Source organism: Nocardioides sp. (assembly GCF_030019515.1).
Classification (GTDB): Bacteria; Actinomycetota; Actinomycetes; order Propionibacteriales; family Nocardioidaceae; genus Nocardioides.
This window is the reverse complement of the sequence record NZ_JASEEQ010000006.1, coordinates 1-22,918: the sequence shown is the minus strand read 5'-3', so window position 1 is coordinate 22,918 and position 22,918 is coordinate 1. Positions and strand designations below refer to the sequence as shown.

Sequence of the window (22,918 nt, the reverse complement as noted above, 5' to 3'; positions counted from 1 at the left end):
CCGGGCACCCCGGGCGGACGCCGGGGTCGACGGTGGCGGCGCCGTAGGGTGCCGTCATGACGACCTCGCCGATCGCCGAGCAGGTGGCCGCGGGCTACCGCTTCGAGGGGCCCGCGCTCGAGCTCGGCGCGCTGATGCTCGCTTCCGACCAGCTGGTCGACGTACCCGTCCGGATCCCGCTGGCGATGCTGAACCGGCACGGCCTGGTGGCCGGGGCGACCGGCACCGGCAAGACCCGGACCCTCCAGCTGATCGTGGAGCAGCTCAGCGCCCAGGGGGTGCCGGTCTTCGCCGCTGACATCAAGGGCGACCTGTCCGGGCTGGCCCAGCCGGGCAGTGCGAGCGAGAAGCTGACCGCCCGGGCGGCGACCGTCGGGCAGCAGTGGACGGCCACCGGCTTCCCCGTGGAGTTCTACGCGATCGGCGGCGTCGGGTCCGGCCTGCCGCTGCGGGTCACGATGAGCGCGTTCGGGCCGACCCTGCTCAGCAAGGTGTTGGGCCTCAACGACACCCAGGAGTCCAGCCTGGGGCTGGTCTTCCACTACGCCGACCGGGCCGGGCTGCCGCTCCTCGACCTCGCCGACCTCCGTGCCGTCCTCGCGCACCTCCTCAGCGACGAGGGCAAGGCCGAGCTGAAGGCGCTCGGCGGCCTGTCCTCGGCCACCGCCGGGGTGATCCTGCGTGAGCTGATCGGCCTGGAGGACCAGGGCGGCGACGTGTTCTTCGGGGAGCCGGAGTTCGAGTCCATGGACCTGCTCCAGCTCGCCCCCGACGGCCGCGGGCTGGTCTCGCTGGTCGAGCTGCCGCAGCTGCAGGACCGGCCGTCGATCTTCTCGACGTTCCTGATGTGGCTGCTCGCCGACCTGTTCCACGACCTGCCCGAGGTCGGCGACGTGGACCAGCCGAAGCTGGTGTTCTTCTTCGACGAGGCGCACCTGCTCTTCGCCGACGCGTCCAAGGCGTTCCTCGACCAGGTCGCCCAGACCGTGCGTCTGATCCGGTCCAAGGGGGTCGGGGTGTTCTTCGTGACGCAGAGCCCGACCGACGTGCCCGACGCGGTGCTCGCCCAGCTCGGCTCGCGGGTCCAGCACCAGCTGCGCGCGCACACCCCGAACGACGCCAAGGCGCTCAAGGCCACCGTGGCGACCTACCCGACCAGCGGGTACGACGACCTCGGGCAGGTCATCACCGGTCTCGGGATCGGCGAGGCCGTGGTGACCGTGATGAACGAGCGCGGCGCACCGACGCCGGTGGCCTGGACCCGGCTGCGGGCGCCACAGGCCCGGATGGACCCGTGCGACCCGGACGTCCTCACCGCGACCGTCGCGGCCAGCCCGCGCGCCGCGAAGTACCAGGCCGTGATCGACCGGGAGTCCGCGCGCGAGATGCTCGCCGACCGGCTCGAGCAGGGCGCCGCCAAGCAGGACCGCGAGCAGGCGGGCGCTGCCGAGCCGGCGCCGGAGCCGGCCTCCGACCCCGCGTCCGACCCGGCGTCCGACCCGGCCTCCGACCCGGCCTCCGACCCGGCGAAGCGGCCGGTGCCGGTCCCGAAGCCGCCGAAGCCGCCGAAGCCGAGCACGACGAAGCCCCCGAAGGACGACAACGTGGTCGAGCAGGTCGTGAAGTCCGACGCGTTCCAGGACTTCATGCGCACCGCCGCGCGCGAGATCGCGCGGGGGATGTTCAAGACCGGCCGGCGCTGACCCACCACGGGCTCATCTGCCGTCGAGTGACGTGATCTGGTTGGGATCCGAGCCCGGATCCAGCCACCGCGCGTCACTCGATCGGTCACGGGCGTCCAGGATCTCGTCGAGGGTCGGCGAGGGCGGCGGGCCGAGCTGCCATAGGCACGGCAGTTGGCGGGCTCGCGACTGCGCCTCGCGCATCCGCTGGGTCACCCGATCGGCTCGGTAGAGGTCGCGGCCCACGACCTCGACGTACTCGAGCCCCACTGCCCGCAGCGCCGCCTCCCGGGCGATGTCGCTCTCGTGCTGGTCGATATCGCGATGGTCGGCGCCGGCGTACTCCCCGACCACGCCGCGGACCGGGTCCAGCAGGTCCGGAACGGCGACCAGGCGGCCGTCGAGGTCGAGGACCGGGTGGTTGCGCAAGGGCCGGCCCCAGCCCGCGTCGTACTCCCAGATCATCCGGAACCGATCCTCCTGCGGTGATCGGCAGTCCTCGACGGCCATGTCGAGCGCGCGCCCCACCACCCGGACGTCCCGGTACCACCTGCGGGTCGAGCGGTAGAGCGCCATCCGGTGAAGCGAAGTGAGCTGCCCGGCGCACGCAGCGCCGGCGGCGACCGCCATCTCGCGGGCGCCCCCGATCCGCCGCATCTCGTCGAACAGGGCGCGCTCGGGCACCGCGCACCGGATCCCGTGGATCTCGACGACCTCGTCGGGCGGCACGGTGAGCCTGACCACGAGGATCGCGTCGTCGCTGCCGAGGCGCTCACCGTTCGCCGCGATCGGGACCGGGAGCCGGGTGCGGCCGTCGCGGGCGAGGCCGTCGAAGAAGCCTCCGCCGTGGAGCCGTAGCGCGGCCCATGCCGTGACCACCGACCGCGGGCCTGCTCGGGAAGCCGCCTCGAGGATGCGCTGCTCGACCAGGTCGTCGGCGACGTGGGCCGGCACGACGAGGCCGGGGCCGACCGAGCGCCACTTCGCGCCGCGCGCCTGACCGCGGGTCGGCCCTCGGCGCCCGGTCGGGTCGACGTGCACCGGTCGCACCAGCCCGGTGACAGGTGGCGCGATCGGATCCCAGCGGTGGCCCATGACCAACCCCTGCCCCGACCAGTGGTCGCCCACTCACCGGGTGTCGGTGGCTGTGGAGGAGTCGTCGAGCGACGCGAGCTGGCTGGTCCTGGGAGAGGATCTCAGCCAGTTCGCGGCACTCGACGGGAGATGGGCCCCGGCAGAGCGCTAGAAGCGGAACCGGTCGACGTAGGCCCGGCCCTTCAGCACCACCAGGCGCAGGTGGTGCCTGCCGGAGCCGAGACCGCGCAGCAACTTGTGGTAGCCGAGCACCGGGCTCGCGTTCTTGTTGTGGAAGCTGATCGTCCCGACCTGGGTGCCGTCGACGAACAGTGCCGCCTTGCCGCCGTGGACCGAGCGCCCGAAGACGATCTCAGCCCGCGGACCCTTGGTGGTCAGCGTCATGGTGTCGCGGCCCGTGCCCCTGCCGGCGTTGTCGCAGTAGCTGCCGCCGCGCGTGGGCCGCACGTTGCGCCAGCTGCCGTGCCGGGTCACCTTGGCGGAGTCGCAGTTGACCGTCGTCCGGGTGCCCGGCTGGGGGCCGGGGCCGGCCGCGTCGCTGGTGACCTTGACGGTCACCGTGTCGGTGTCGGTGGCGCCCTCGGGGTCGGTGACCAGCAGCGTGACGGCGTAGGTCCCGGGCTCGGTGAACGTGTGCCGGGCGAAGGCGCCGGCCGCGTCCTTGGTCGAGCCGCCGTCACCGAAGTCCCAGCTGTAGTCCAGGTCGTTGGGCGTCTCGGTGTCGGTGCTGGCCGAGCCGCGGAAGCGGACCGTGTCGCCGGTCTCGACCCTGGTCGACGACGCCGCGGCCCGGGCGGTCGGCTTGGTGTTCGTCGGCGCGGGGACCGGCGTGTAGCCGAAGTCGAAGTCGCCGCAGCCGGTGCCCATCGTGAACTTCACCGAGCCGGTCAGGTCACCGTCGGACGTCGCCGGTCCGTTGCTGTTGCCGGCCATGGACAGCACCTGGAACCCCAGGCAGCCGTACTGGAAGCGCCACGGGTTCGCGACGTCGGCGTACCGGCTGTCGACCGTGGTGTTCGACGGGTCGGTGTAGTTGTCGGTGTGTCCGGCACCCGAGTCGGTGTACGCCGACCGCGCGGTCGCGGCCGTGAACGCCGCGTCGTTCAGGTTCGGTGTGTCGTTGCCCGGCTCCGGAGTCGAGTCCAGCGGCGACTGGGCCGGCGGGGAGTCGGTGCCCGCGTTGCCGTACCCGTGCGCCTCGTCGGTGTAGGCGAGGTAGAGCCCGGGCTCGAAGCCGATCGGGGTGCGGTCGATCTGCCCGTGCCCGTCGAGGTCGAAGCCGGAGCGGTCCCGCATCTCCAGGTAGTAGCCGTGGTCGAAGGCCGCCTCGTCGCCGGCGTTCACGAACTGCCAGCCCTTGGTGCAGTCACGACCCGGGTTGTCGGCCTGGCAGCCGCCGTTGAAGATCCGCGGGTCGCTCGGGCCGCCGTCCTTCTCCAGGTCGGTCTGCAGCAGCACCTTCTCGCCGCTCGGGGTCGTCGCGGTGACCTTGAGGTCGTCGATGAACCAGCCCGGCCGGGCCAGGCCCGGGTCGGTCGCGTAGCTGAACCGCAGCACGGGGGTGGCCGCGCCGACGAGGTCGGAGATGTCGAAGCTGTCGGCCACGAACGCCGAGTCCGGGTAGTTGCCGGTCGTGCGGTCGAGCTGCACCGTGACCGGGTCGGTGTAGGACCCGCTCGAGCCGGTGATGCCGTTGCCGTACGCCGCCTGGCACGAGCTCTGGTTCGGGTTCGACGTCATCGGCGTCGTGGTCGGGGTGTCGCGCAGGGACGCGTGGGAGGCGAAGCTCTTCCCACCGTCCTTGGAGGTCAGCACGAAGCCGTAGTCGAAGTCCCACTCGATGTCGAACAGCGACTTGAGGTCCAGCCGCAGCGTGGAGCCGGCGGGCAGGTCCTTGATCCCCGGGATCGCGACGTCGAGGTTGTGCCCGCCGCCGTCGTTCGCACAGCCGAAGTCGTTGCCGGACCCCGAGAACCACGCGTGGGTCTTGGTCGCCTTGTCGCCGGTGTCGAACTTGGCCGGGTCGATCAGCTGGCGACCGGGCAGCCGGGCGACGTACATCAACGAGTTGTGGACGACGCCGTCCGGGCCGTTGGCGAGCGTGTACGGCGTGCCGTCCGGCCGCTGCCACGTGATCGTGCCCGTGTCCTGCTTGGAGTCGGTCCAGCCGGCCACGGTCCGGGTCTCGCCGGCCCTCAGCACCTGCGGCACGACCCAGCCGAGCTCCTGGCGGGAGAACGCGTCCATGTTCTGCGACTTGTCCGTCGCCATCAGGTTCCAGTCGCCGTACGTCTCGCGGCCGCCGACGGAGTAGAAGTCCGGCAGCCCGAGCGAGTGGCCGTACTCGTGCGAGATCACGCTCGCCTTGTCGATAGCCGTCTCGGGGTTGAGGTTGTAGGGACCGACCCGGACGAAGACCTTGAGCGCGTCGCCCTTGTCGGTCGTGGTCATGTCCTTGTAGGTCGTGTCGGTGTACCAGAGCGGCCGGCCCTCGAGGTCCTTGAGCTGGTCGTCGGTGGTGAAGCCGGGCAGCCCGGTCTTCGAGTCGTTGTAGTAGTACTCCAGCGACGAGCTGTGCGGCCAGACGTTGTCGTAGGGCAGCGCGTCCTGCGGGTCGTCGCTGCACAGCCCGAGCTGGGAGGCGCCGTTGCCGCCGCAGCCGGCGAAGACCGCCATGAAGAAGTCGACCACGCCGTCCTTGTCCGTGTCGTAGTCGGAGTAGTCGATCTCGGGGTCGGCGAGCGCGGCCGAGTCGACGACGAGCTTGCTGGTGGGACCGCAGCCGCTGTCGATCTGCCCCAGCGCGGCGATGCCGGTGAGCGAGCCGATCACCGCGGAGCCGGCGCCGTCGGAGCCGTAGTAGCCGGTGGTCCCGGGCAGGTTGTAGACACCGTTGGTGATCCGCTCGGTGTACGCCGGGCCGCCGACCGTGCCGGGCGCGGGGATCGTGCCGGCCGGGGTGTCGGTCTGCGTGGTGCCGAGGCAGGTGCTGGCGGCCGTCGGGTCGAGCTGGGTGAACGGGAAGCCCGGGGTGTAGCTGGCGAAGTCGGCCGTGGCGATCCCGGCCGAGGGCACGGTGCCGTCGGGGAACAGCTGGCCCAGCGACATCTCCTGGTACAGGTTGAACGTCGAGCCGGCCTTGGCGGGGGAGTTGATGACCTCCTCGAGCTGCTCGCCGGTGTGTGCCGCGGTGTAGGCGCGGTCGCGGTACTCCACCGGGATGACCGGGAACGGGCGGTCGCCGTACCGCGCGGTGTCGAAGGCGTCGCTCGGCGGGATCACCTTGGGGCCGTGGCTGACCACCGTCTGCGCACCGGTGCTCACGCTGAGGCGGGCGGTGGTCGAGAGGTCGCGCCAGACCACCGTCGGGTCCTGGGCCACGGTGTCGGCCCGGCTCTCCAGCACCAGGGTGACGGTGCCGGGCACCGTGCCGGTCGCGGCCGGCACCGACGGGATGGTCCACGCCACGGTGTCGCTGCTGAACGGGTGGGTGCCCGGGCCGCTGGCGTTCGTGAAGCTCGTGCCCGCGGGCGCCGTGACGGTGACGGAGGCGCCGGCGACCGGGGCGGCCGTCGGGTTGCTGACGATGATGCGGGAGGGGTAGGTCTCGCCGGGCTTCACCCAGCCGACGGCGGAGACGAAGCTGTTCTCGACCCGGAGGCCGGTCGCGGCGGCGCGGACCGCCACGGACCCGGCGCCCGCGTCGGCGGCGCGGTGGTCGTCGTACGTCGCGTCGACGGCGCGCAGGCCCAGCCGCAGCACGTCGGCGTCCGACAGGCCGTCGGTGATGGTGCCGGGCACCATCGTGGCGAACGTGCCGTCGCCGGCGGCGGTCACGTCCTGGGTGCCGAGCACCCGGCCGGTGGGGTCGGTGACGGCGAGGGTGAAGCTGGCCGGCACGCCCTCGCCGGTCCGTGGCACCGCGGTGAGCGAGGTCTGGCTCAGCGTCGCGACGGCGCCGGAGACCCGGAACCGGGCGCCGCGCTCGATCGTGGCGGACTGGCGGTCGAAGGAGACCGACAGGGCGTGGGCGCCGATCGGCCGGGGCTGGGTGCCGGCCGGTGCGACGGCCTGGACCGGGGCGAGCACCGGTGCGAGCACGGCGGAGAGGCCGGTGGTGAGGGCGACGGCCAGCGCGGTGGTGACCGCGGCGGTGCGCCAGGGGCGCGCTGTGCGCGCGGGGCTGCTCGACGGGGTGCTCGAGAGAGGGTTGGTCATGGTGGACGCAATCTCGGGAGGGGTCGCGGGAGGCGACGCGGTGCCACCCCAACGACGCGCCGTTCCGCCTGGTTATGGCGGTCCCCGCATCTGCGTCCGCTCCTGCCTGATCCGGGCCGAACGGTCTGGACCGGTGGCGGCTGATCCCCCGTCGAGAGACGCGAAGTGGCTGCCAGGACCGGGTCCCGACAGCCACTTCGCGTCTCTCGACGGTCTCCGCGTCAGCGGAGGACCACCTCAGGCAGGTTCGAGGGGTGAGGTCACTCCTCGCCCTTGATGAAGGCCTCGACGCGGCGCCGACCCTCGTCGTCGGGGAGCTGCACCGGCGGGGACTTCATCAGGTACGACGAGGCCGAGATGATCGGGCCGCCGAGGCCGCGGTCCTTGGCGATCTTCGCGGCGCGGATCGCGTCGATGATGATGCCGGCCGAGTTCGGGGAGTCCCAGACCTCGAGCTTGTACTCCATGTTCAGCGGCACGTCGCCGAACGCGCGCCCCTCGAGGCGGACGTAGGCCCACTTGCGGTCGTCGAGCCACTGGACGTAGTCCGACGGGCCGATGTGCACGTTGCGGTCGGAGGTCTTGTTCGCCAGCTCGCCCTTGAGGTTGGAGGTGACGGACTGGGTCTTGGAGACCTTCTTGGACTCCAGGCGCTCGCGCTCGAGCATGTTCTTGAAGTCCATGTTGCCGCCGACGTTGAGCTGGTAGGTGCGGTCCAGCGCCACGCCGCGGTCCTCGAAGAGCTTCGCGATCACGCGGTGGGTGATGGTGGCGCCGACCTGCGACTTGATGTCGTCACCGACGATCGGGACGCCGGCGTCCTCGAACTTCTTGGCCCAGACCGGGTCGGAGGCGATGAAGACGGGAAGAGCGTTGACGAAGGCCACGCCGGCGTCGATCGCGCACTGGGCGTAGAACTTGTCGGCCTCCTCGGAGCCCACCGGCAGGTAGGAGACGAGCACGTCCGCCTGGGTCTCCTTGAGCACCCGGACGATGTCGACCGGCTCGGCCGCCGACTCCTCGATGGTCAGGCGGTAGTACTTGCCGAGGCCGTCGAGGGTGTGGCCGCGCTGGACGTCGATGCCGAGCGTGGGGACATCGGCGATCTTGATGGTGTTGTTCTCGGAGGCGTTGATCGCCTCGGAGAGGTCCTTGCCGACCTTCTTGTCGTCGACGTCGAACGCCGCGACGAACTCCACGTCGTTGACGTGGTAGTCGCCGAAGGTCACGTGCATCAGCCCGGGCACCGTTCCCGTCGGGTCGGCGTCCTGGTAGTAGTGCACACCCTGGACCAGGGAGGAGGCGCAGTTGCCCACTCCCACGATTGCTACTCGAACCGAACCCATCGGGCTGTTCCTTTCCGTCGTCCGTCCACGGTGGCCGGACTGATCGTCTGAGGCGAGGCGCTACTTCTGGCCGCTGACCTCGGGGGGCTGCACCGCGGCCGGTGCTGCCGCGGTGGGAGCGGCGGGCAGGGCGCCGCCGCTGTTGCTGCTGGAGGTGGTGCTGGAGATGGTGCTGCTGTCGTGCTCGCCGCTGCGCTCGGCATTGATCAGGTCCGAGAGCCAGCGGACCTCGCGCTCGACCGACTCGACGCCGTGGCGCTGGAGCTCGATGGCGTACCGGTCGACCTCCTTCTGCGTCATCGACAGCTGGGTCTGCACCCGGTCGAGACGCTCCTGGAGCCGGGTCCGCCGGCCTTCCAGGACCCGCAGCCGGATCTCCATGTCGGTGCGGCTGAAGAACGCGAACCGGATGTCGAAGTTGTCGTCCTCCCACGCGGTAGGGCCGACCTCGGTCATCAGTCGCTCGAACTCACGCTGCCCGGACTCGGTGAGCTGGTAGACGATCCGGGGCCGGCGGGTGACCGGCGCGACCGTCGTCGCGGCCTCCTCGATGAGGGCGCCGCGCAGCATCTTCTTCAAGGTGGGGTAGAGCGATCCGTAGGAGAGGACCCGACCCCATCCGAGCATGAGGTTGAGCCGCTTGCGGAGCTCGTAGCCGTGCATCGGACCCTCGTGCAGCAGCCCGAGGACTGCCAGCTCGATGGTCTCTGCCCGACGTGCCATGCGACCTATCGTAGCGATATATCCGTCCGTTGCGAATCCGCAATCGGTACGGCGCGTGCCTGAGACCTCGCTCACTCCCCGCCCGGCGACGTCTTGGGCGCGTGCACCCCATCCCCGTACCCTGACGAGGATCTCGACGTCGACCAGCGGAGCCAACGACTGTGAGTGGTAAGCGCAGGGCCGCGGGCCCCGCCAGCAAGACGAGCGCCTCCAAGCCAGGCAAGCCGGGCGCCAAGCCCCAGGGTCCCCGTACCCGCAAGCAGCAGGTGCTGCGGGTCGCGAAGTGGGGCTCGATCGTCGGCCTGGTGTGCCTCCTGCTCGCCGTCGCCGGGTTCGTCTTCCTCTACAAGACCATCGACATCCCGGACCCCAACGCCGACTTCGAGGCGCAGACGTCGTTCGTCTACTACGCGGACGGCAAGGACCAGGTCGGCAACTTCGCGACCCAGAACCGGGAGTCGATCCCGCTCAAGGAGATGCCGCAGACCCTCCAGGACGCGGTCGTCGCCGCCGAGAACCGGTCGTTCTGGACCGACCAGGGCATCGACCCGAAGGGCATCCTGCGGGCGGCCTTCAGCAACGCGCAGGGCAACTCGACCCAGGGCGCGTCGACGATCACCCAGCAGTACGTGAAGATCCTCTACCTCAACCAGGAGCGCTCCTACACCCGCAAGGTGAAGGAGGCGATCCTGTCGCTGAAGATCCAGCGCACGAAGAGCAAGTCCGAGATCCTCGAGGGCTACCTCAACACGATCTACTTCGGGCGCGGCGCGTACGGCGTGCAGGCGGCCTCCCGCGCGTTCTTCGACAAGGACGCGAAGGACCTCTCCCTGAAGGAGTCGGCGGTCCTCGCGAGCGTCCTGAACAACCCGTCCCACTTCGACCCCGCCAACGGCAAGGACAACAAGCGGGCGCTCAAGGAGCGCTACGACTACGTCCTCGGCGGGATGGCCTCGGCCGGCAACATCACCGCCGAGCAGGCGGACAAGGCCGAGAAGTCGCTGCCGAAGTTCCCGGAGATCGAGGCCGAGAGCAAGTACGGCGAGCAGCGCGGCCACATGCTCAAGCTGGTGCGCGACGAGCTGCACGAGCTCGGCTACTCCGACGAGCAGATCGACAGCCAGGGCTACCGGATCACCACGACCTTCACCGAGAAGGCCATGGACGCCGCCAAGGCCGGGGTGCTCGAGCAGCGGCCCGAGGGCTTCAAGGACAAGGAGCTGCACATCGGCGTCGCGAGCGTGGAGCCCGGCACCGGCGCGCTGCGCGGGTTCTACGGCGGCCAGGACTTCCTGGACTCCCAGATCAACTGGGCGGCCACCGGCGGGATGGTCGGCTCGACGATCAAGCCGATCACCGTCGCGACGGCCCTGGAGAACGGCTACTCGCTCAAGGACACCTTCGACGGCAACTCGCCGTACGTCTTCCCGGACGGGCTCGACGTGGTCAACGAGGGTCCCGGCGACGGCAACGACTACGGCGACAAGGTCAGCCTGACCTACGCGACCGAGCAGTCCATCAACACCGCGTTCGTCGACATGTCCAGCTCGATCCCCGACGGGCCGGCGAAGATCGTCGAGACCGCGAACAAGGCCGGCATCCCGCCGGCCGACCCGACGAACAAGTACCCCGGGATCCCCGACAAGAGCATCGACCTCGAGCCGGACGCGCTGGTCACCCTCGGCAAGGCGCGGATCAGCCCGATCAACATGGCCAACGCCTACGCGACGATCGCGAACGGCGGCGAGCGCGCCGACGTGCACGTGATCGACAAGATCGTGAGCCGCAAGGGTGAGGTGCTCTACTCCTACAAGCAGCACACCACCCCGGCGTTCGATGACTTCGCCGACGGCGTCGACGTGGAGACGGCGGCCGGGGAGAAGGCGACCGGCGAGGACGTCGCCGCCGACACCTCCTACGCCCTGCAGCAGGTGGTCGCGAACGGCACCGGTCGCAACGCGCTGGCCCTGGGCCGACCGGCGGCCGGCAAGACCGGTACGGCGACCAACGACGACGGCGACGTCTCCTCGTCGTGGTTCGTCGGGTACACGCCGCAGCTCGCGACGGCCGTCATGTACGTCCGCGGCGACGGCGACAACGCGCTCAACGGCTGGCTGCCGTCGTACTTCGGTGCGGAGTACCCGACCCGCACCTGGACCGCCGTGATGAGCCGCGCCCTCGAGGGCACCGACGTAGAGACCTTCCCGGAGCCGGCCAACGTCGACGGCGAGGCGCCGGCCGACGGGCACGAGCCGTACACGCCGCCGCCGAAGCCGACCAAGACCCCGAAGCCGAGCGAGACGCCGACGAACACCCCGTCCGAGTCCACGACGCCGACGCCGACCGAGACCCCGACCCCGACCGGGTCGCCGAGCGACAGCTGCGGGCTGCTCGGGTGCGGCTCGCCGTCGAACTCGCCGTCGTCGTCGGACAGCGCGAGCACGCCGCCGAGCGGGGGCGCCTCGCCGAGCGGTCCCGGCCGCGGGCGCCGACTGCGGCGCGGCTGAGGCACGGCCGATGCCGCAGGCCGGGCACGGGGTGGGGCGCGGGGTGGGGCGCGGGGCGGGGTCGGACCGGGTCCATCCCACGAACGACGACCCGGTGGCCGCCGTCCTGAGCGAGCGGATCGGGGGACCGGTCGGGACCCGTGCCGGGCGGCACCCGTGGTGGACCCCGGTGCGGGTGCTGCTCGCCCTGACCGCGATCGTGCTGGCGCTCGGCATGGTGCAGAAGAGCAGCTGCTACCAGGACACGTGGCAGGACGGGCAGGCCCGCTACACGCACATGTGCTACTCCGACCTGCCCTACCTCTACACCGGGCGCGGGTTCGCGGAGCTGAACTGGCCCTACAGCGACGACGCGCAGGTGCGCGCCCGCTACGAGGTCATGGAGTACCCCGTCGGCATCTCGTACTGGGCCTGGGGCGCCGCCTACGTCACGCACTGGCTCAACGGCTCGCCGGACCTCTCGCCGCGCTACGGCCAGTCGGTCGGTGACATGTCGGCGCGGCCCGAGGTGCACCGGGAGATGCGGATCTTCGTGGTCGTCAACGCCCTCGGCTTCGCGGTGCTGACCCTGCTCGCCGCCTGGCTGCTGGCGGGGGTGACCCCGCGCCGACCGTGGGACGCCGCCGCCTTCGCGCTCTCGCCGGCCCTGCTGCTGACCGGGCTGGTGAACTGGGACCTGCTCGCGGTGGTCCTGGTCGCGGGGGCCCTGTGGGCCTGGGCCCGCGACCGGCCGGTGCTCACCGGCGTGCTGATCGGCCTGGGCACGGCGGTCAAGCTGTATCCGCTCTTCCTGCTCGGTGGGCTCCTGGTGATCTGCGTGCGCCAGCGGCGGCCGCGCGCGCTCGTCCACGCCAGCCTCGGGGCGGCCGGCGCCTGGGTGCTGGCGAACCTGCCGGCGTACCTCTCCGGCCCGGACCAGTGGAAGGTCTTCTGGTCCTTCAACTCCGAGCGCGGCGCCGACCTCGGCTCGATCTGGCTGGTCGTCCAGCAGGCGCTGGACAGGACCGGCGACCCGTTCGCGTTCGACCCGCACACGATCAACGTGGGGTCCTGGCTGTTCTTCGGGCTGTGGTGCGTCGGCGTGCTGCTGCTCGGGCTGGCCGCGCCGTCGACGCCGCGGCTGGCGCAGCTGGGCCTCCTGGTGGTGGCGGGGTTCCTGCTGGTCAACAAGGTCTACTCGCCGCAGTACGTCCTGTGGCTGCTGCCGCTCGCGGTGCTGGCCCGGCCGCGCTGGCGCGACCTGCTGATCTGGCAGGCCGGTGAGATCCTCTACTTCGCCGCCGTGTGGTGGTACCTCGGCGGCTTCCTCGCGCCGGCGTCCGGCGGGGACGCCGGCTTCTACTGGGTCGCGATCCTGGTCCGCCTGGTCGCCGAGCTCTACCTGGTCGCGATGGTGGTCCGCGACATCTGGCTCCCGCGGCACGACCCGGTCCGGGCGACGTCGTACCGGCCGGTGGTCGGTCCGCCGGTGCCCGGTTCGGCCGGGCTGCCAGTTTCATCGGCCGGCCGATGAAACTCGAGCCTGGACGACGCAACTGCATCGTCCAGGCACGACCTTTGTCGGCCGGCCGACGAAACTCGCGGCTCGCTCGGCGGGCTCAGCTGATGACGACGCGGTCGAACGCGGTGGCGGTGTAGCGCACCCGCACGTCGACGTCGTCGCCGACCGACGGGACCCGGGCGCCGTGCGGCAGGAACAGCATCGAGGCCTGCATGTGCGGCGGCTCGGCGAACAGCCGCAGCTTGCCGTCGATCGAGAACGGCGAGCGCACGAAGCCGGCCGCGTCGAGGCCGCCCCGGGCCAGCGTGGCGGCGCGGGCCTTCAGGCTGGCGTCGCCGGTCGGTGCCTCGAGGCCGATGCCGTGGGCGGTGCCGCCGCTCACGACCAGGATGTGGCCGGCCTTGGGCGCCGTGCGGTGCCGGTAGCCGAACGCGTCGCCGCGCTCGACCCGATGCACGTCGAGCACCGTCGCGGTGACCCGGAGCGCTCCGCGGTCGCCGAGCCACAGGTCGGTGCCGACGCGCGGGCGGAACGTGAAGTCGGGGTACGACGAGCGCAGCACCGCGAGCTCGTCGGCCGCCAGGTGGCTGACCCACACGGTGTCCAGGGCGAGCTCGGTCGCCACGACGTCGTTCATCAGCCGCTGCACCTCCGAGAGGTGCGCGCCGTGCGCGAGCGGGAGGTGCAGGGCGACGCCGCGCACCCGCGCGCGGGGGTGCTCGGCGAGGATCCTCGGGGTGCTCCACAGCTCGCGCGCGGTCATGCCGTGGCGCAGCATGCTGGTGGTGCGCTCGAGGACCACCCGCGCGTCGGGCTGGCGGGTGAGCAGGGCGCCCAGGTCCTCGGTCCGGCTGACGGTGTGGATCAGCCGGTCCGCGAGCTTCGGGTCCAGCTCGACCGCCGCGCCGAAGGGCCGCCACGGCGTGAGCACCAGCAGCTCGCCGTCGTAGCGGTCTGCGACGTGCGACAGCTCGTCGTAGGTGCCGACCGCCAGGACGTCGCCGCCGAGACCCTGGTCGGCCAGCCACTGGGTCTTGCGGGCCAGCCGACCGAGCGTGAAGCCGTAGCCGTTGCCCTTCGCGACCGGGACCAGCCCCGGAGTCGCGTCGGCGACGGTGCGCAGGTGGGCGCGCCAGCGCTCGCCGTCGACGCTCAGCGTGAGGCTCACGTCGCGGTCACCCCCGGCGCTTCAGGTAGAGCGCGAACGCCGCGTAGAGCGCGCGGTTGAGCGGCAGGTCCCACTCGCCGACGTACTCGACGGCCTCGCCGCCGGTGCCGACCTTGAACTGGATCAGCCCGAGGTGCGGGTCGTCGGCGGCGAGCGTGTCGGTGATGCCGCGCAGGTCGTAGACGTCCGCCCCGGCCGCGATCGCGTCGCGGATCATCTGCCACTGGATCGCGTTGGAGCCGCGGACCTCGCGCTTCTCGGTGGAGGAGGCGCCGTAGGAGTACCAGGCGTGGGCGCCGACCCGGATGCCGATGGTGGCGGCGACCAGCGTGCCCTCGTGGTGGGCGCTGTAGATCCGGATCCGGTCGGGGTCCTCGGCGCCGAGCGCGTCGAGCATCGTGCGGAAGTAGGACAGCGGCCGCGGCGTGAAGTGGTCGCGCTCGGCGGTGTGCAGGTAGAGGTCGTGGAACGCCGCGAGCTCCTCACCGGGAACGCCGGTGGAGGTGACGTCGACCCCCTCCTTCGCGGCCTTCTTGATGTTGCGCCGCCACAGCTGGTTCATGCCGGCGAGCACGTCCTCCTCGGTGCGGCCGGCCAGCGGGATCTGGAAGACGTACTGCGGCTGCCCGGCGGCGAAGCCGCCCTCGACCGCCTGGGCGCGCCAGCCCAGCTCGATCAGCTGGGAGGTCACCTTGGCCCCGGCGCGGCTGCGCTCGGTGGGCGCGAGGTCGCCGAGGCGGCGTACGGCGTCGTCCGCGATCCCGTCCTTGATCGTCGCCGCGTCCCAGCGACGGGTCACCACGGGCGGCCCCATCCGCACGCCGAACGCGCCGCGCGCGCCGAGGTGGGCGGCCATCGGCTCGAGCCACTCGCGCAGGTCGTCGGCAGCCCAGTCGATCACCGGCCCCTCGGGCAGGTAGGCCAGGAACCGCTTGACCTTGGGCAGCTGCCGGTAGAGCACCAGGGCGGCGCCGACCAGCTCCTCCCCGCGGAACCAGCCGATCGACTCGCGGCGCCACTCCGACTTCACCCGGCCCCACGCCGGGGTCTGGAGGAAGCTCGCCGAGCGGCGGCTGCGCAGGAGCGCCAGGTGGTCGCTCTCGGGGATCTCGCGGACGCTCAGCACGCGGGTCACGCTACCGGGCGCCGACCGGCCGCCCTCGACGTACCCGTCCGGGCCATGGCGCCGCAGGCCCGGACGCGCCACGATGTGCAGAACAGGTACAGACCAGGTATCTGCGCGCGCCTCCTCGCCTCCTGGGGGACGTGATCCTGACCGAGCGACTGACCGGGCGACTGGCTGAACGACACAGGGGAGCGACGCGATCGATGACCGGCATCGGGGCCGTGCGGCCGGTGGGTCCGGCCGATGAGGTGTGGCAGCGCGCGACCGACGGGTTCAACCGCTGGGTCGCGGGGGAGCCCAGCGGGCTGGACGACCTGGTGGCGGCGATGACGCCGGTGCTGTGGCACGTGGTCCGCTCGTACCGGCTCTCGGAGTCGGCGGCGGAGGACGTGATCCAGACGACCTGGCTGGCGCTGGTACGCCGCCGGGCGGCGATCCTCGACGCGAAGGCGGTCGGCGGCTGGCTGACCACCACCGCACGCCGCGAGGCCTGGCGGGTCGCGCAGGCGACGTCCGCGGTCGCGCCGGCCGACGACGACGACCTGGCACCGCTGCTGCCGCGGCAGCGCTCGGCCGAGGACGCCGTGGTCCAGCGCGACGAGGGCGACCGGCTCTGGGCCGCGGTCGACCGGCTGCCCGAGCGGTGCCGCCGGCTGCTTCGGATCGTGGCCTTCGAGAACCGGCCGGACTACCGCGAGCTCGCGGCCGACCTGGACATGCCGGTGGGGAGCATCGGCCCCACCCGGGGCCGATGCCTGGCGAAGCTGAGGGTGGCGCTGGTGCAGGCCGGCGCCACGGAGACGGGGGAGTACCGATGAGCGAGCTGAGCCGCGAGGCCCTGCTGGGGATCGTCCGGGACGTGTGGGAGCGCCGTGACCCGGTGCCCGCGCACCTGGTCGCCGCGATGCAGGCGACCGCCGCCATGGCCGGCAGCGACGTGGACGCCGAGCTGATGGAGCTGGTGGAGCGGTCCACCGAGCTGGTCGGCGCGCGCGGGTCCACGGCGTACACGCTGCGCTTCGTCCACGAGGACACCGACCTGCTGCTCCGCGTCGCCGTCGACGGCGACCGGTCCCGCGTCGACGGCTGGGTGGTTCCCGCCGAGCCGATGACCGTGCGGGCACTGCCGGGCGAGCTGCCCGCGCCCTACGCCGCGGTCGTCACGGAATCCGGCCGTTTCGAGCTCACCGACCTGCCGCTCGGGCTGCTGCGGCTGAGGCTCGAACCCCACGACACCACCCGTCCGGCGTTCGCCACGCCGACGTTCGAGATCTAGGAGCCACCCGATGGCGCAGGAGCCCGAGAAGAAGCCGCCGGTCCGCAAGCCGCTGGACCGTGACCCGGCGCCGCCGCGGCCGGCGTCGATCGCGACGGTCGAGGGCCGGGTGCTGGACCCGGCCACGGCGATCAGCGTCAAGGGCGTCACCCCCCGGCCCACCGTGTACGTCGGCCCGCGGCTGGTGATCTCGAAGTCGGTGGACTTCGAGGGCGCGCTCGCCGTGCTCCGCGCGGTCGCCGAGCCGCTGGGCTGGGACGTCGTCCCCGAGCGCGAGGACCCCCACACCGCGAACCTGAGGTTCGGGGTGCGACCCGTCCGGATCGAGATCGGTTCCAACACGGCAACCATCGCGCCGGACGGCTGGACGCTGCTGCAGCAGACGCGCGCGCAGTTCGGGGTGGATGCGGTCAGGGGCGTCGGGCTGGACCACGTCGTCTACACCTCGCCCTTCGACGTGAGTCATCCGTTCGACGTGAGTCATCCGTTCGACGTGAGTCACCCGTTCGACGTGAGTCACCCGTTCGACGTGAGTCATCCGTTCGACGTGAGCCACCCGTTCGACGTGAGTCACCCGGCCGGCGGTGCCTCAGGCCCGGTCGCCACCTACGCCGTCCCCGGCAGCGGTGGCCGCCAGCCGGTCGCGTACGTAGGTCCGGCGCCGCGGCGCGCGCCGGACGCCGAGCTGGCGGGGCGACGTGTCGTGGTGGCGATCCTCGACACCGGGTGCGGCGCCCACGAGTGGCTCGATCCTGTGGTCAGGAAGGGGCTGACGATCGACGGCATGCCGATCGGTCACACCGACCCGGCCGATGATCCCGAGCTGCACGGCGACCTCACCGGCCAGTTGGACGGGATGATCGATCCGCTCTCCGGACACGGCACCTTCATCGCCGGGTTGGTGCACCAGGCCTGCCCCGACGCGGACATCCTGTCGTGGCGCGTCGTTCCGTCGTACGGACCCCTGGTCGAGTCGGATTGGATCGCGGCGCTGGCCCAGGTCGCAGAGCTGGCGCGCCGCTTCCGCGCCGGCGAGGACGGAGGGGTGCCTATCGACGTCCTCAGTCTGTCGATGGGCTATTACCACGAGACGCCGGAGGACGAGCTCTTCGATCCGACCCTGTACGCCATCTTGGAGGACCTGGCTCGGAACGGCACCGTCGTCGTGTGCTCGGCAGGCAACGACGCGACGAGCCGCCCGTCCTTCCCTGCGGCCTTCGCGCCGTGGGCCGACGGTTCGGGCCCGATTCCGACTAGCCCTGACTGTCTCCCGATCGTCTCCGTGGGCGCGCTGAACCCGAACGGTCTCACCGATGCGCTGTTCAGCAATGCGGGCCCGTGGGTCCGGGCGTTCGCTCCCGGAGCCGCCGTGATGAGCACCTTCCCCGCGTTCGAGGGTGGCCTTCAGCCCGTCGCCCGCACGGTCGCGTTCGGGCGCCGACGGGAGTCGATCGATCCCGACGACTTCCGCGGCGGGTTCGGGGTCTGGAGCGGCACGTCGTTCGCGGCGCCGCTGCTCGCGGGGTGTGTCGCGGTGGCGCTTGCCCCCGCGATCGCCGACGGTGACGACGTGCTCACCGCGGTTGAGCGCGGTTGGCGAGTGGTGGAGTCCCTGACGGGGATGGCGCCATGATGGGCGGGTGCTGACGGCCGACGAGCTCCATCGCAGGGGTGTCGCCGCGATCAATGACGGTCGGATCGTCCGTGCCCGAGGGCTTCTCGAGACCGCCCTCGAGCGCTCGGCGGAGGACGACATCCTCGCTCGGGTCGAGGCGAGTCTCGCCTACATCACAGCCGACCAGGGCTCGCCGGTCGCAGCGATAGAGCTCTGTCGGCGCGCGCTGGACAGGGCCGGGATCACGGCCGAGACCCGCGGGGTCGTTGAGGGTCAGCACGCGCTCCTTCTCATGCGGCAGGGGGAGGTCGCCGGCGCCCTCGGGGCGTTCGGCTCCGCGATCGAGTGCTTGCGTGCCGTGCCTGACGAGCTCGCCAAGGTCTTCATCAACCGCGGTGGGGTGCATCTCCAGGTCGGCAACACCCAGGCCGCCGCCTCCGACTTCGAGGTTGCGGTCGAGCAGTTCGGGCTGGCCGGGGACGACTTCAATGCCGCCAAGGCGAAGCACAACCTCGGCTACGCGAGCCTGCTGTCCGGCGACCTCGTGGGGGCGTTGACGGCGATGTCCGACGCCTACGTGGTCATCGCTCCAGTGAGCCCCGTGCTCCGCGCGATCTGTGAGCAGGACCGTGCGGAGGCCCTCCTGGCGGCAGGTCTGGTCGACGAGGGCGTCGAGCTGCTCGAGTCCGCCGCGCGGGCCTACGGCGTGCGACGACTGCGTCGCCGTCAGGCCGAGGCCGAGCTGGCCCTCGCCCGGCGGATGCAGTGGCGCGACCCGGTTAGGGCCGGGGCCTGGGCGCGGGCCGCGGCGGGACGGTTCAGCCGGCTGGGAGCCGATTCCTGGCGCGCCCGGGCTGATGCGGTCGCGCTCGCCGTGGCCGGGTCGCGCCGGCCGGTCGCACCGGAGACCCTCGCATCCCTGGCGACCGAGCTGGAGGCCCAGGGCTTCGGTTGGGCGAGCATCGACGTTCGGCTCCACGGCGTGCGGATGCTCCTGGCGGACCACCCGGACCACCCGGACCACCCGGACCGGGCGGACGCGGAGATGCCGCCGAGTCGCCGGACCCAGCACGGGCCACTTGAGACCCGCCTGCTCGACCACGACGTCCACGCTGAGCTGGCCGCCGCGAAGGGCCGCTCGGCCGCCGCGCTACGACACCTGCGCACGGGGCTGAGCGACCTGCACGCCTGGCAGAGCTCATTCGGATCCTTGGACCTCCAGACCGGGGTCGCCGGGCTCGGCGTACGCCTCGCGGCCCGCGGTCTCGCGCTCGCCGTGGAGTCGGCGAAGGCCGAGGTCCTGTTCGAGTGGTCCGAGCGGGCGCGGATGCTGGCCAGCCGGGTGCAGCCGGTGCGGGCGCCGGAGGACCAACAGATCGTCGCGGACCTCACCGAGCTGCGGGAGATGGCGGCCGAGGGCGGCCGGCGCGACCCCGAGCGCGAGACCGAGCTGCGCCAGCGGATCCGCGAGCGGGCCTGGCAGCAGCGCGGCTCGGGCGAGGTCGCGGACCCGGTGACGCTCGACGAGCTGCGGGACGCCCTTGACGAGGGCACCGCGCTGGTCGCCTACGTGGTGGCCGCCGACCAGCTGGTCGCGCTCGTGGTCACCGACGCCGATGCCACGTGGGTCGACCTCGGCGCCCGCTCCGTGCTCGACGGGATGCTCGGCGGGCTGCTGCCCGACCTCGACGTCGCGGCCTCGGACCTGCCCGACGCGATGGCCGGGTTCGTGCGCACGGCCCTCGCCGACCGGCTGGCCGCGCTGGCCAGCCTGCTCGTGACCCCGGTCCTGGACGCGGTCGGCGGTCGGCAGGTCGTGCTGACGCCGTCCGGCGTGCTCGCCGGCGTGCCGTGGACGCTGCTGCCCGGCTTCGTGGGGCGCCCGGTCACGGTCGCCCAGTCGGCGACCTCGTGGCTGGCCCGGCGTACGACGCCGCTGCGGCTCGCCACGGCCGGGTTCGTGGCCGGGCCACGGGTCGCGCGCGCCGAGGACGAGGTCGTCGCGGCCGCGAAGGAGTGGAAGGACGCCCGCGTGCTCACCGGCGCGGACGCGACCGCCGCCGCGGTCTCCGAGCTCGCCGCGAGCGTGGACGTCCTGCACGTCGCGGCCCACGGCCGGCACGCCGCCGAGAACGCCATGTTCACCGGTCTCCAGCTCGCCGACGGGTCGTGGTTCGGCTACGACATCGACCAGCTCCGGCAGGTGCCCGACGTGGTCGTGCTCTCCGCGTGCGAGGTCGGCCGCTCGACGGTCCGGTGGGGCGACGAGCTGATCGGCATGGCGACCGCCTGGCTGCACGCCGGTGCCCGCTGCGTGGTCGCGTCCGCGGCCGCGGTCAACGACCGGGCGGCGTACGACGTCCTCGTCGCCGTCCACCAGCAGCTGGCCGCCGGCGTGGAGCCCGCGACGGCGCTCGCCGCAGCGGTGCCGGCGGTCGCGGCCGGGACCGCCCCGGTGCCACTGGTCTGCTTCGGCTGACGTCGCGCACCTGACCCAACTGTCGTCCCGAGCGCCGATCGACGACACGTGTGTCAGGTGCGCGGGTATCAGCCGGTGGGTCCGGCGCTCCTCATCGTCACCAGCCGACGAGGAGGCCACCATGCCGAGCCGCACCACGGAACACGTCGATCGTCACGTCGTCGATGACCCGCGGGCCGGCGACGTGCTCACGGTCCCGGCCGGGTCCCGCCTGCACGTCCGGTTCCGCCGCTCGCTCAGCAGCTGGCGGGTCGAGGACCGGCCCGGTCACCTCGTGGCGCTCGAGGAGGGTGACCACGGGTTCGAGTTCCTCGTGTTCGGTACGCCGGACGCCGCCGCGCGACCGCTCCGCCTGGTGCGTGAGCGTGCGGACCGCACCGGGCCCGGAGAGGTGCGCGACCTCATCGTGATGGTCGACTGACACGCCGGTCCCGGCGGTCGGGCACCCGGTCCGCAGCCGTCGGTCGGCCGTGGTGGCTCCGGGTCGTCAGAGGGCGAACCGGCCGGGTGCGAGGCTGCGCAGCACGCAGAACTCGTTGCCCTCCGGATCGAGCATCACGACCCAGGTCGAGTCCGTCGGCGCGAGGTCGGTACGCCGGGCGCCGAGCGCCTCGAGCCGCGCCACCTCCGTGTCGCGGTCGGTGTCGACCGGCGAGAGATCGAGGTGCAGCCGGTTCTTGACCACCTTCTCCTCGGGCACGCGCGCGAAGAAGATCGTCGGTGTGACCGGCCCGGTGCGGACCTCGGCCAGCAGCTGCTCGTCGACGCGCCCCGCCGGGCCGATCTCCACGAGGTCGGGCTCCTCGTCGAGCACGGCGTAGTCGAGCACGGCGGCCCAGAACCGCGCGAGCGCGGCCGGGTCGGCGCAGTCGACGCTGAGCTCGGTGATCCGCGACGTCATGCGATCCGATCCCGGAGCCAGGCGGCGTCCGCGCGGTGCTCGGCCGCGCCGCCCGGGGTCTCCAGGATCACCGGGGCGGCGGCGTCGCGGACCACGGCGGCCAGCAGGTCGGGGTCGACCTTGCCGGCACCGAGGCCGGCATGCCGGTCGGCGCCGGAGTCGAACTCGTCGCGGCTGTCGTTGCAGTGCACCAGGTCGATCCGCCCGGTGATCCGGCGTACGTCGTCGACCACGGTCTCCAGGGCGTTGCCGCCGGCGTGGGCGTGGCAGGTGTCGAGGCAGAACCCGACCAGGTCGGCCTGCTCGGCCGAGGCGATCGCGTCCCACACCCGGCCGATCCGGTCGAGGTGGCGGGTCATCGCGTTGTCACCGCCGGCGGTGTTCTCGATGAGCAGCGGCAGCTTCAGGTCGACCGCCTCGATCGCCTTGCGCCAGTTGTCGAACCCCTTCTCGGGATCGTCATCCTTGTTGACGTGCCCGCCGTGCACGATCAGCCCGCGCGCGCCGATGGAGGACGCCGCGTCGACGTGCTGCTGGAGCAGCTTGCGGCTGGGGATCCGGATCCGGTTGTTGGTGGTCGCGACATTCACGATGTACGGCGCGTGCACGTAGAGCCCGACCCCGGCGGCCTCGGCGTCCGCCCGCAGCGCGTCGGCTCCGCCGGCGTAGCGGAACTCGGGTCCCTGGTAGCCCTGCGGGTCGCCGAGGAAGAACTGCACGTGCGGCATCTCCCGCGCCCGGGCCTCGGCGATCGGGTCGCTCTGGTCGACATGGGCTCCGATGGGGATGCTTCCGGTGGTGCTCATGCGGCCGAGCCTAGGCGGGCGCGCCGACCGCCTCCACGTCGTCGTGCCGATAGCCCGGCACGTCCTCGACCCGGTGCCAGACCGGGATCCCGCGCTCGCGAGCGGTCGCGACGTCCTGGTCCGCGCCGGTCGACGCGCCGGGCAGCCGCAGCACGCCCACCAGGACACGTACCGGGACGGCCCGCAGCACGGCGGTCAGGACAGGAGCAGGTAGACCGCGACGGCGCACAGCGCGATCACGCCGGCGAAGCAGGCGATCGCGACATCGGCCCAGCGGCTCACGCGGGCGGCCGGCGGCTCGGGCAGCCGGTCGGGGACGTGCGGCCAGGGCCGGTCGGTCGGCACCTCGATCCGGCGCAGCCGCTCGAGGGCCGCCGCGGCCGTGGGCGGGCGCAGCTCCGGGTCGGCGCTCGTCATCGCGTCGAGCAGCGGGCCGAGCGCGCCGAGCAGCCGGGCGGGCGCCCCGCGGCCTGCT

Annotated in this window: 18 protein-coding genes; 8 read left to right on the top strand and 10 right to left on the bottom strand. The window is 72.2% G+C overall.

The genetic code is table 11. From position 1 onward, the window contains the following. The first annotated feature begins 56 nt into the window (after positions 1-56). A complete protein-coding gene (locus QMC84_RS09965) occupies positions 57-1,703 on the top strand; it encodes a helicase HerA-like domain-containing protein (RefSeq protein ID WP_300374410.1) in 1,647 nt (548 codons plus the stop codon). A gap of 12 nt (positions 1,704-1,715) precedes the next feature. Here the strand turns inward: QMC84_RS09965 and QMC84_RS09960 are convergent, their stop codons facing one another. The 4 genes from QMC84_RS09960 to QMC84_RS09945 all read right to left on the bottom strand — a co-directional run bounded on the left by QMC84_RS09960 (position 1,716) and on the right by QMC84_RS09945 (position 9,064). Then, positions 1,716-2,777 (bottom strand): hypothetical protein, encoded by a 1,062-nt coding sequence (locus tag QMC84_RS09960; protein WP_300374408.1) that lies wholly within the window; start codon positions 2,775-2,777, stop codon positions 1,716-1,718. A 147-nt stretch (positions 2,778-2,924) separates the two neighbouring features. Next, positions 2,925-6,995, bottom strand: a complete 4,071-nt coding sequence (locus QMC84_RS09955) for a PKD domain-containing protein (RefSeq protein ID WP_300374406.1) — start codon at positions 6,993-6,995, stop codon at positions 2,925-2,927. Between the two features lie 260 nt (positions 6,996-7,255). Further along, a complete protein-coding gene (locus tag QMC84_RS09950; RefSeq protein ID WP_300374404.1) occupies positions 7,256-8,341 on the bottom strand; it encodes an inositol-3-phosphate synthase in 1,086 nt (361 codons plus the stop codon). A gap of 60 nt (positions 8,342-8,401) precedes the next feature. Next, complete coding sequence (locus QMC84_RS09945) at positions 8,402-9,064, bottom strand: PadR family transcriptional regulator (protein ID WP_300374402.1); 663 nt, start codon at positions 9,062-9,064, stop codon at positions 8,402-8,404. A 161-nt stretch (positions 9,065-9,225) separates the two neighbouring features. Here QMC84_RS09945 and QMC84_RS09940 point away from each other — a divergent pair, with 161 nt between their 5' ends. Both QMC84_RS09940 and QMC84_RS09935 read left to right on the top strand, forming a co-directional pair. After that, positions 9,226-11,571, top strand: coding sequence for a transglycosylase domain-containing protein (locus QMC84_RS09940; RefSeq protein ID WP_300374400.1), 2,346 nt, complete (start codon positions 9,226-9,228; stop codon positions 11,569-11,571). A gap of 94 nt (positions 11,572-11,665) precedes the next feature. Continuing rightward, positions 11,666-13,084, top strand: coding sequence for a glycosyltransferase 87 family protein (locus tag QMC84_RS09935; protein ID WP_300374398.1), 1,419 nt, complete (start codon positions 11,666-11,668; stop codon positions 13,082-13,084). An 85-nt stretch (positions 13,085-13,169) separates the two neighbouring features. Here the strand turns inward: QMC84_RS09935 and QMC84_RS09930 are convergent, their stop codons facing one another. Next, entirely contained in the window at positions 13,170-14,240 is a 1,071-nt protein-coding gene (locus QMC84_RS09930; RefSeq protein WP_300374396.1) for an alanine racemase, read from the bottom strand. 7 nt (positions 14,241-14,247) lie between these two features. After that, the gene (locus QMC84_RS09925) at positions 14,248-15,363 is read right to left on the bottom strand and encodes a peptidoglycan bridge formation glycyltransferase FemA/FemB family protein (RefSeq protein WP_300374867.1); all 1,116 of its coding nucleotides are present in this window, start codon (positions 15,361-15,363) and stop codon (positions 14,248-14,250) included. A gap of 206 nt (positions 15,364-15,569) precedes the next feature. On the opposite strand from QMC84_RS09925, the gene QMC84_RS09920 reads away from it, so the two are divergent. From QMC84_RS09920 to QMC84_RS09900, 5 genes are all read left to right on the top strand, one after another. Then, positions 15,570-16,184, top strand: a complete 615-nt coding sequence (locus tag QMC84_RS09920; protein WP_300374394.1) for a sigma-70 family RNA polymerase sigma factor — start codon at positions 15,570-15,572, stop codon at positions 16,182-16,184. After that, on the top strand, positions 16,181-16,642 hold the full coding sequence (locus tag QMC84_RS09915) for a hypothetical protein (RefSeq protein WP_300374392.1): 462 nt from the start codon (positions 16,181-16,183) through the stop codon (positions 16,640-16,642). The genes QMC84_RS09920 and QMC84_RS09915 overlap by 4 nt, the downstream gene beginning before the upstream one ends. Positions 16,643-16,865: 223 nt before the next feature. Further along, complete coding sequence (locus QMC84_RS09910) at positions 16,866-18,275, top strand: S8/S53 family peptidase (RefSeq protein ID WP_300374390.1); 1,410 nt, start codon at positions 16,866-16,868, stop codon at positions 18,273-18,275. A gap of 7 nt (positions 18,276-18,282) precedes the next feature. After that, positions 18,283-20,736, top strand: coding sequence for a CHAT domain-containing tetratricopeptide repeat protein (locus QMC84_RS09905; RefSeq protein WP_300374388.1), 2,454 nt, complete (start codon positions 18,283-18,285; stop codon positions 20,734-20,736). Positions 20,737-20,857: 121 nt separating this feature from the next. Continuing rightward, positions 20,858-21,157: a hypothetical protein gene (locus QMC84_RS09900; protein ID WP_300374386.1), complete on the top strand. Its 300-nt coding sequence runs from the start codon at positions 20,858-20,860 to the stop codon at positions 21,155-21,157. Between the two features lie 66 nt (positions 21,158-21,223). Here QMC84_RS09900 and QMC84_RS09895 read toward each other — a convergent pair whose 3' ends face one another. The 4 genes from QMC84_RS09895 to QMC84_RS09880 all read right to left on the bottom strand — a co-directional run. Beyond that, entirely contained in the window at positions 21,224-21,637 is a 414-nt protein-coding gene (locus tag QMC84_RS09895) for a VOC family protein (protein ID WP_300374384.1), read from the bottom strand. After that, positions 21,634-22,443, bottom strand: coding sequence for a deoxyribonuclease IV (locus tag QMC84_RS09890; protein WP_300374382.1), 810 nt, complete (start codon positions 22,441-22,443; stop codon positions 21,634-21,636). The genes QMC84_RS09895 and QMC84_RS09890 overlap by 4 nt, the downstream gene beginning before the upstream one ends. Positions 22,444-22,453: 10 nt before the next feature. Then, the gene (locus QMC84_RS09885; protein ID WP_300374380.1) at positions 22,454-22,633 is read right to left on the bottom strand and encodes a hypothetical protein; all 180 of its coding nucleotides are present in this window, start codon (positions 22,631-22,633) and stop codon (positions 22,454-22,456) included. A gap of 5 nt (positions 22,634-22,638) precedes the next feature. Continuing rightward, positions 22,639-22,918: hypothetical protein (locus QMC84_RS09880; protein ID WP_300374378.1), on the bottom strand; the 280-nt coding region annotated here is incomplete at its 5' end.